The sequence below is a fragment of the Lentzea sp. NPDC004782 genome, assembly GCF_040609115.1.
Taxonomy (GTDB): Bacteria; Actinomycetota; Actinomycetes; order Mycobacteriales; family Pseudonocardiaceae; genus Lentzea.
The window spans coordinates 1-8,538 of sequence record NZ_JBEXJN010000132.1; the positions used below are offsets into that span (position 1 = coordinate 1).

Below are 8,538 nucleotides of genomic sequence, written 5' to 3' on the forward strand. Positions count from 1 at the left end.
TTCCGTGATGAGGGTGGACTTCGCCGTCGATGAACGGCTCATTTGTCCACCTGAGGTGGACAAATGAGCCGTTCATCGAGCACTGGGCGGGTGGTCAGACAGCGCCGACGAGGTCGCGGCGCTCGCGCTTGACTGGCTGCGGTGACTTGCGGATGCGCCCCCACGGCTTGAACACCGACAGGATGTAGGCGGTCAGCAGCAACGTCGGCGCGACCACGACCGGGTGCAGCAGATCGGACGGGATCACCGCCGCCGGGTCGCCCGCCAGCAGGCGTGCACCGATGCGGGCCGCCTCCCGCACCCCCGGCCGCAGCGCGAACGCGATGAGCAACGACATGCCGACGTTCATGACCAGCTTGATGGCCACCCACCAGTACTTCACGAGCCCGTACTTGCTGCCCACGCCGAGGACCACGCCGGAGATCATGCACACGACGCTGGCGCCGAACATCGGCCAGATCGCGAACAGGTCGACCGCCTGAACCGCGATCCCGGCCGTGGTGGTGTCGCTTGTGGACAGTGCGAGCACGACGAGGATGCCCAGCGCCAGGTCGATGCCGAGCCACGCCGCCGCCGACAGGACGTGCACGAGCAGCACGACCTTGCGGGTGCGGCCGCTGAGCTTGCGGGTGGTGGTCATCGCGGATCGCTCCTTCCCTAGTGGTGTCGCGTCTTACTCTCGCGGCCACGAGGGCGGGCATCATCCGCTCACGCTCTGATCTCGCGTACGTCAGATTGCGTAGAGGCTATTTCGCGAAGGAGCGCACCGTGCGCGCTGCCACGGTGATCCAGGCGAGCACGAGAGCGCCGTAGAGCACCACGGCCACGCCGGTGAACATCGGCGACGGGAAGTGCGACGCCAGCGCGTTCGTGCCGGTCACCAACGTGCCCAGCGGGAACACGAAGCTCCACCACGTCAACGCGAACGGCAGGCCGCGGCGTGCGGTCCGCGCGGTCGCGACGGCGGCGATCACCAGCCAGAGGAGGGCGAATCCCCAGGTGACCGTGCCGTAGAGGAGGCCGAACGCGGTCTGGCCCGGCAGCACGGGCACGCCGGCCAGCAGGTTGGCGGCCGTGATCGACTGGCCCAGCGGGCCGAGCACGATCCACAGCGTCGGCACGGTGGAGGCGGCGCCCAGGCCGTGCTGGACGAGTCGCTGCCAGATCTGCGGCACGATCACGACCGTGGCGAACAGGCTGATGCCGAACAGGGCGTAGCAGACGAGCACCATCGCCTGCCGGAACTGGCCTTCCGGGAGGTGGTGGGCCAGCAGGGCGCCGGACGCGGCGGACACCATGGGCGGCACCACGGGCATCAGCCAGCCGCCGAACGCCCGTTCGCCGCTGCCGATCATCCGCAACGGCACCAGCACCGACGTCGCCAGGCCCAGCGCGGTGCCGAGCGTCCACAGCGTCCAGTCGACGGCCAGTGCGGCGGGCAGGCCGATCCAGTCGGAACCGAGCAGCAACGCGCCGGTGCCGACGGTCATCAGCGCCATCGGCGGGGCGCCCCAGAACTGGGCCATCACCGGGTCCGCGAGCTGGTCGCGGACGGTCGAGGGGGTCCAGCGCCGCAACGCGGACACGACGAGGAACGCCAGGAGCAGCGCGTCGAGCGCCCACACCAGCGTGGCCGGGGTGCGCAGGCCGGGCATCGCGGCACCGGCCGTGGCGACGATGCCGGTGCCCATCACGGAGGCGAAGAGGTTCGGGCCGAAGGGCGCCGCTCGTCGCACCTCGGGGGCACGGTGTGGGTGAGGTGCGAGAGCGGTCACGACACGACAATCCTCGTGCGCCGGCGACCTCGGTAGGCGCCGATGTCCGATGAGCACATAGGCTGCCCCTATGCCTCTGCCGTCCAGGGTCGCCGACCTGACCAGCTTCGACCTGCTGCTGAGCGTGGCCGAGCTGGGCAGCATCGGCCGGGCGGCGCAGGCGCACGGCATGTCGCAGCCCGCCGCGAGCGAACGCCTGCGCGTGCTCGAAGGCCGGGTCGGCGTGACGCTGCTCGACCGCACGCCGCGCGGCGCACGGCTCACGACGGCCGGTCAGCTCGTGGCCGGGTGGGCGGCTCCGGTGCTCGCGCGGGCCGTCGACCTCGACGCGGGCATCACCAGCCTGCGCGCGGACCGCCACGGCCAGCTGCGGGTCGCCGCGAGCCTCACCGTGGCCGAGTACCTGCTGCCCGCGTGGCTGATCGCGTTGCGGACGGTCAGCCCGGACACCGCGACCGTGCTGACGGCCGGCAACTCGGTGCACGTCGCCGAGCAGGTGCTGGCCGAGCGGGCCGATCTGGGGTTCATCGAGTCGACCGACGTGCCGTCCGGACTGGCCGGCCGGGTCGTGGCGAAGGACGAGCTGGTGCTGGTCGTCGCGCCGGGCCACCCGTGGGCCAGGCGCCGCAGGGTGACCGCGGTCAAAGCCGCCGCGACCCCGTTGGTGAGCCGGGAGTCCGGCTCGGGCACGCGGCAGGCGTGGGAGCACGCGCTCGGGGCGGCCGGAGTCGAGACGAGCGCGGAACCGTTGCTGGAGATGTCGTCCACGACGGCGATCAAGGCCGCGGCGATCGGCGGGATCGGGCCCGCGGTGCTGAGCGTGCACGCCGTGCAGGCCGATCTCGCGAGCCGCGCGCTGGTGCGCGTCGAGGTGAGCGACCTGGACCTGCACCGGGCGTTGCGGGCGGTGTGGCCGGCGGGCAGGACACCTCGGGGGCCCGCCTCCGACCTGTTGACCATCGCGACCCGTAGTCTCACGAACCGTGCCGACCGGAGGTAGCAGACAGGTTCGCGCGGCCCGCAAGCGCAAGAAGCGGATGGCGCGGGTCGTCCACGACCTCACCGACGCGCAGTGGGACGCGTTGAAGACGTCCTGGGCCGGTTGCGCCTACTGCGGTGCTCCCGCGACCTCGCTGCAGAAGGACTGCGTGCAGGCCATTTCGCGGGGCGGGCGGTACACGCTCGGCAACGTCGTGCCGGCCTGCGGGTCGTGCAACGCCAGCAAGTGCAACGCCGAGGTGACCGGGTGGCTGCGGCGCAAGAAGCTGGACGAGCGCGCGTTCCTGGTGCGGCACTACGAGATCTCGCGCGAGCTGACCGCGCGGTTCTCAGATGACGCCTGACCTGATCGCGAACGCCACCGCGTGCGTGCGGTTGCGCAGCTGGTACCGGGTGAGCACCTGCTGCACCACGCTCTTCACGGTTCGCTCCGAATAGGACAGTTTCCGCGCGACCTCGGCCGTGGTCCAGCCCTCGGAGAACAACCGCAGCACGTCCAGTTCACGCTCCGCCAGCTCGGCCGCCGCGAGACCGGCGGGCAGCTCGACGCGGCCCTCGTGCGCGGCCAGCACCGTCGACACCAGACTCTCGCAGGTGAGGTCCGCGCGCGGCAGGACGGCGACGACGCGGTGGTCGATCACCCGCGGCAGGTCCTGGGCGCGCAGGTCGTCGGTGATCAGCACGACGCGGGCGGCCGTCCGTTGCGCGATCACCCGCAGCTCGGCCGTCAGCCCGGCACCGCCGGCCGCGACGAGCACCACCTGCGCGTGCCTGGACGAGTGCTCGGCCAGCACCTGGACCTCCGGCCGCAGCCGCAGGTAGCCCGCGATGCCCCAGCGGGTGACCGAATCCTTCGCGTGGACCGCGACGCGCACTCGTTCCATGGACCGAGTCTTCGACGACTGACTCCATTCAGACTCCACGCCGTCTCCACGGCGCTGCCCGATCGGGCAGAGCGCGGCGGCAACCGGGGCGGTTTTCCCCAAACGGAGGCGGGCGTGTGCCTAGGGTCGCCCGGTCCCCGCCACCTGGAAGGCCTGTCGGTGTCCGCCACCATCGATGTCCTCGGCGAACTCGCCAAGCCCGAGCGTCGCAAAGACCCGTACCCGTTCCTGCACTGGCTGCGCGAACACGACCCCGTGCACCGCACGAGCTGCGGTTTCTACCTGCTGAGCAGCTACGACGACGTCGCCTACGCGCTGCAACGCCCGCACGCCTTCGCAGCACCGGACGAGGCCGCGATGTGGCGTGAGGTGGGTCACGGGAAACGGAGCCACCCGGCGGCCAGGAAGCGCGTCTCGGCGCTCACGGCGAAGAACCACCCCGGCTACGCCCGCCTGCGGTCGGTGATCGCCCGCGAGATGACGCCCGAGCGGGTGTCGCGGCTGCGGCCGCAGATCCTGGAACACCTCGGCAACCTCTTCGACGACCTCGGGCCGCGGCTCGTCGCCGGCGAGACCGTCGACCTGCACGCCGAGGTGTCCGTGCCGCTCACGCAGCACGTGTTCGCGGACCGGATCGGCGTGCCGGAGGAGGACCGCGCGTGGATCGGGGAGAGCTTCACGTTGATGACGCGGGCGTTGGCGTCCGACGACGAGAAGGTCGTGCTGGAGGCCGACCGGGCGAGCTACGCCGTCGAGGACCACCTCCGCGAGCTGGTGGCCAAGCGCCGGGAGTCCCCGCGGGACGACCTGATCACGCGGCTGGTCGAGGCGCACGACGAGGACGACCTGCCGATCGCGTTCCTGTGGATCATGTGGATGACCGGGTACGAGAGCACGGTCTCCGGCATCGACCGCGCCGTCCAGGCGTTCCTCGCGCATCCCGAGCACCGGACGTGGTGCGAGGACGACCCGTCACGGGTGCAGCGGTTCCTCGACGAGGCCCTGCGGCACGACGGCGTGCTGCTCTACCCGCCGGTGCCGCGCGTGGCCAGGGAGCCGGTCGCGCTGGGCGGTGTGACGATCCCCGCCGGGGCGCCGGTCCGGATGCTGATCGCCGGTGCCAACCGCGACCCCCGCGCGTTCTCCGATCCCGACACGTTCGACCCCGCGCGTGATCCGCGCCGGATGCTGACGACCGGCAACTGCTGCGGCACCACGCTGGGACGTGCGGAGATGGCGCACGTCGTGACGGGCCTGCGACAGCGGTTCCCGACCTTGGCCGCGGCCGGCGAGCCGACGTGGAGCTCGGCCGGCGTGGCCCGCCGGACCGTGGAGGCGCTGCCCGCCCGGCTGAACTGACCCGCGATGTCCGAACGGGCGGTGCGTGCGGCCGAACGGGCGCATACCCTGCCCGCATGGGCGAGCTGCGCGTCGACGTACTCGGTGAGCTGCGGATCACCGTCGACGGCAGGCACCTCGTGCCCTGCCAGCCCCGCCAGCGCGCGGTGCTCGCCGTGCTGGCCCTGCGGTCACCGCACCCCGTCTCGCGGGACGAGCTGATCGACGCGGTGTGGGGCGACGACCCGCCGTCCAGCGCCTCCGGCAGCCTGCACACCTACATCAGCGCGTTGCGGCGGCTGGTCGAGCCGGAGCTGCCGGCACGGGCGTCCGGGAACCTGATCATCACCACCGACAGCGGTTACGCCTGCCTGGTCGCACCGGCCGACCTGGGCGAGTTCGAGCGGCTGCGCCACAGTGGACGGTCCGGGGAACTGCGGCGGGCGTTGCGGATCTGGCGCGGGACGGCGTTGTCGGACGTGCCGGGGCCGTTCGCGGAACGGCAGCGCGCCCGGCTGGAGGAGGCCAGGCTGACCGCGGTCGAGGACTGGGCGGCGGCGGCGATCGAGGCCGGGGAGCACGCGGAGGTGGTCGACACGCTCACCCGTGCCGTGGCCGATCATCCGGTGCGGGAACGGCTCGTGCGGCTGCTGATGCTCGCGCTGAGCCGGTCGGGGCGGCAGGCCGAGGCCCTGGCGGCGTTCCGGAACGTCCGCACGGCGCTGGTGTCGCAGCTCGGGGTCGAACCCGGTCCCGAGCTGCAGGAGGAGCACGAGCGCATCCTCAAGGGCACTCCCGTCCCGCGGACCGTGCGGCCGGCGCAGACCACGCACGGCACGATCGGTTTCGTCGGCAGGGACGGCGAGATCGCCGAACTGTGCGCGCGGCTGAGCGGGTCCGAGCCGCGCACGGCCGCGATCTCGGTGATCGACGGCACCGGCGGCGTCGGCAAGACCGCGCTCGCCGTGCACGTGGCGCACCTGCTGGTGGACCGGTTCCCGGACGGGCAGCTGTTCATCGACCTGCAGGGGTTCTCGCCGAACAGCACACCCGTGCCGCCGGACGAGGCGCTGCGGCGGTTGCTCGCGGGGCTCGGCGTCGACCAGCAGAACCTGCCGCAGGACCTGGCCGCGACGTACCGCAGCGTGCTGGCCGACCGGCGCGTGCTCGTGGTGCTGGACAACGCCTTCAACGCCGAGCAGGTGCGTCCGCTGCTGCCGGGGAGATCGTCCGGCGCGGTGCTGGTGACGAGCCGCAACCGGTTGAGCGGGCTGGTCGTCTCCGGCGGCGCGCACCGGGTCACGCTCGGCGTGCTGCCAGAGGCAGAAGCGCTCGCGTTGCTGCGCTCGGTGATCGGGCACCGCGTCGACGCCGAACCCGAGGCCGCCCGCGAGCTCGTGCGGTTGTGCTGTGCGCTTCCGCTGGCGTTGCGGGTGGCCGCGGAACGGGTGAGCATCAGTCCGAACAGGACACTCGCCGCGTCGGTCGAGGAGCTCGCCTCCGAACGGCTGGACGTGCTGGAGGCAGACGAGACGACCGCCGTGCGGGCCACGTTCTCCTGGTCCTACCGGGCGTTGACGCCCGAGGCGGCGCGGATGTTCCGGTTGCTCGGCCTGCATCCCGGACCGGCACCGTCGCTCGGGGCGGCCGCCGCGCTGGCGGGCCTGTCCTCGCGGGACACGCGCAGGTTGCTGGACGTGTTGTGCGCGGGCCATCTCGTCGACGAGATCGCGTTGCGCCGGTACAGCTTCCACGACCTGCTGCGGACCTACGCGCACGAGAAGGCGATGGAGGACGAGCCGTCACCGGAGCAGGCCGTCGACCGGTTGCTGTCCTGGTACCTGCACAGCGCGGACGCGGCCGACCGGCTGCTGTTCCCCGCCAGGCGGCGGATGCCGTTGCCCGAGCTGCCGAAGGACGTGGTCCCGCAATCGTTCGAGGGTGCCGACGAGGCACGGGTGTGGCTGCGCGAGGAGTGCGCCAACGTGATCGCCGCGATCACGCACGCGTCCGGCACCGGCAACACCGAACTCGCGGCGCGCCTTCCGTTGGCGCTGATGAGCTTCTTCGAGTTCGACGCGCACTTCGACGACGGCATCGCCATGTACCTGCTGGGCCTGGACGCCGTCCGCACGTCCGGCAACCGGCGCGCGGAAGCCGTCCTGTGCAACAACCTCGGCATCCTGCACTCGGTCCGGCGCTCGTACGACGAGGGCGAACGCTGGTTCCAGCGCGCGCTGCCGGTGTGGCGCGAGATCGCCGACGAACACGGCGAGGGCCAGGCGCTGGTCAACCTGGCCGGCGTGTACGTCGGCCGCGGCACCGGTGACGCCGAGGCCGCGGAGGAACACCTGCTGCGCGCGCTGGACATCTTCGGCCGCCTCGGCAACCAGCTCGGCCGCGTCTTCGCGATGACCCACCTGACCACGGTCTACCAGCGGATGCACCGCCTCGACGACGCACTGGCCGTCGGCACCGAGGCCGCCGAGACCGCCCGAGCCCTGGGCGCCGAGGTGATCCACGCGGCCACGCTCGGCGACCTGGGCCGGTTGCACGAGGAACTGCGCGACTTCCCGGCCGCGCTCGCCTGCCACGAGGCGGCGCTGGCGATCCACCGCCGCACGAACAACTCGCTGCGCGAGGCGCGCGACCGGCTGTGCATCGCCTTCGTGTGCCGTGAGATCGGCGATTTCGCGCGCATGCGGCAGGAGTACACGCGCGGGTTCGCGATGCTGGAGGAGCTCAACCCCGGTGAGGTGGAGTCGGAACGGGCGAAATTCGGCCCAATGCCGGAGTGACTACGTCGTCGGGATCACCGGTACCGAACCGGTGTAGGGCAGCGGCACGATCTCGCCGGTCGACTGGAGCTTGAACGACATGGCGGGGTAGTGCTCGTCCAGGTACCGCGCGAAGTTTCCCGGCGGCGGCGCCACCACCCCGACCTGGACGCCCGAGCCGTCGACCTCCGGCCCGGCGGACGTGATCGAGATCCCGCGCCCCTTCCAGTACTGGGTGTCGTCCATGACCCGCTTGACGTACTCGCCCATCTCGGCGCGCGTGTACCTGGCGTCGCGGAACTCGATCCGCACGCCCGGCGCGACCTGGCGCACCTCGGCGTCCAGTGACGGGTCCGGCTTGCGGTAGACGACCATCATCGGCACGTCGTTGCGCATCTCCAGCCCGGCGTAGGTGCTCGCGAACTTGCTCTCCAGCAACGGCTGCACCACGTGTGCGGCCGCCGCCAGCGCCGGATCGTTCATCGGCGTGGTCTTCGGCTGCGCGGTCGACGTGAGGCAGAGCAACGTGTTGCCCTCGGACTGGTTCCTCCCGCAGGACGCCACGGCCACCAGCAACAACAACACCAAGACAACTCTGCGCATGACTCCCCCCAATGCTCGTCCCCGCGTAGGACGTACTTGGAGGCCTCGGAGGTTGCCCGAGTCGCTGAGCGCCTCGCCGGAGGTCTAGTCCGCACCCCGGCCTGCTGGGCAGTTACGTGGATGAAGGGCGCCTTCATCCACGTCAGGTGGATGAAGGCGCCC

General features: G+C 71.7%; 8 protein-coding genes. 4 read left to right on the forward strand and 4 right to left on the reverse strand.

Going from position 1 to position 8,538, the window contains the following annotated elements; all coding sequences use genetic code 11:
* Positions 1 to 94: 94 nt before the first annotated feature.
* Positions 95 to 640, reverse strand: a complete 546-nt coding sequence (locus tag ABZV40_RS45865; RefSeq protein ID WP_355456420.1) for a hypothetical protein — start codon at positions 638 to 640, stop codon at positions 95 to 97.
* Positions 641 to 746: 106 nt separating this feature from the next.
* Positions 747 to 1,736, reverse strand: coding sequence for a TDT family transporter (locus ABZV40_RS45870; RefSeq protein WP_355456421.1), 990 nt, complete (start codon positions 1,734 to 1,736; stop codon positions 747 to 749).
* Between the two features lie 109 nt (positions 1,737 to 1,845).
* Between ABZV40_RS45870 and ABZV40_RS45875 the strand changes: the two genes are divergently transcribed.
* Entirely contained in the window at positions 1,846 to 2,775 is a 930-nt protein-coding gene (locus ABZV40_RS45875) for a LysR family transcriptional regulator (RefSeq protein WP_355456422.1), read from the forward strand.
* Positions 2,759 to 3,118 (forward strand): HNH endonuclease, encoded by a 360-nt coding sequence (locus ABZV40_RS45880; RefSeq protein WP_355456423.1) that lies wholly within the window; start codon positions 2,759 to 2,761, stop codon positions 3,116 to 3,118. Before ABZV40_RS45875 ends, ABZV40_RS45880 begins: the two co-directional genes overlap by 17 nt.
* Here ABZV40_RS45880 and ABZV40_RS45885 read toward each other — a convergent pair.
* A complete protein-coding gene (locus ABZV40_RS45885) occupies positions 3,104 to 3,658 on the reverse strand; it encodes a LuxR C-terminal-related transcriptional regulator (RefSeq protein WP_355456424.1) in 555 nt (184 codons plus the stop codon). The two genes, ABZV40_RS45880 and ABZV40_RS45885, sit on opposite strands and share 15 nt — an antisense overlap.
* Positions 3,659 to 3,772: 114 nt before the next feature.
* Here ABZV40_RS45885 and ABZV40_RS45890 point away from each other — a divergent pair, with 114 nt between their 5' ends.
* Positions 3,773 to 5,017: a cytochrome P450 gene (locus ABZV40_RS45890; RefSeq protein ID WP_355456425.1), complete on the forward strand. Its 1,245-nt coding sequence runs from the start codon at positions 3,773 to 3,775 to the stop codon at positions 5,015 to 5,017.
* 56 nt (positions 5,018 to 5,073) lie between these two features.
* Positions 5,074 to 7,794 (forward strand): BTAD domain-containing putative transcriptional regulator, encoded by a 2,721-nt coding sequence (locus ABZV40_RS45895; RefSeq protein ID WP_355456426.1) that lies wholly within the window; start codon positions 5,074 to 5,076, stop codon positions 7,792 to 7,794.
* Here ABZV40_RS45895 and ABZV40_RS45900 read toward each other — a convergent pair whose 3' ends face one another.
* Positions 7,795 to 8,376: a hypothetical protein gene (locus ABZV40_RS45900; protein ID WP_355456427.1), complete on the reverse strand. Its 582-nt coding sequence runs from the start codon at positions 8,374 to 8,376 to the stop codon at positions 7,795 to 7,797.
* Between the last annotated feature and the right edge of the window lie 162 nt (positions 8,377 to 8,538).

Coding starts and splice junctions, on each gene's coding strand:
- ABZV40_RS45865 (WP_355456420.1), bottom strand. CDS start 640: ATGACCACCACCCGCAAGCTCAGCGGCCGCACCCGCAAGGTCGTGCTG.
- ABZV40_RS45875 (WP_355456422.1), top strand. CDS start 1,846: ATGCCTCTGCCGTCCAGGGTCGCCGACCTGACCAGCTTCGACCTGCTG.
- ABZV40_RS45885 (WP_355456424.1), bottom strand. CDS start 3,658: ATGGAACGAGTGCGCGTCGCGGTCCACGCGAAGGATTCGGTCACCCGC.
- ABZV40_RS45895 (WP_355456426.1), top strand. CDS start 5,074: ATGGGCGAGCTGCGCGTCGACGTACTCGGTGAGCTGCGGATCACCGTC.
- ABZV40_RS45900 (WP_355456427.1), bottom strand. CDS start 8,376: ATGCGCAGAGTTGTCTTGGTGTTGTTGTTGCTGGTGGCCGTGGCGTCC.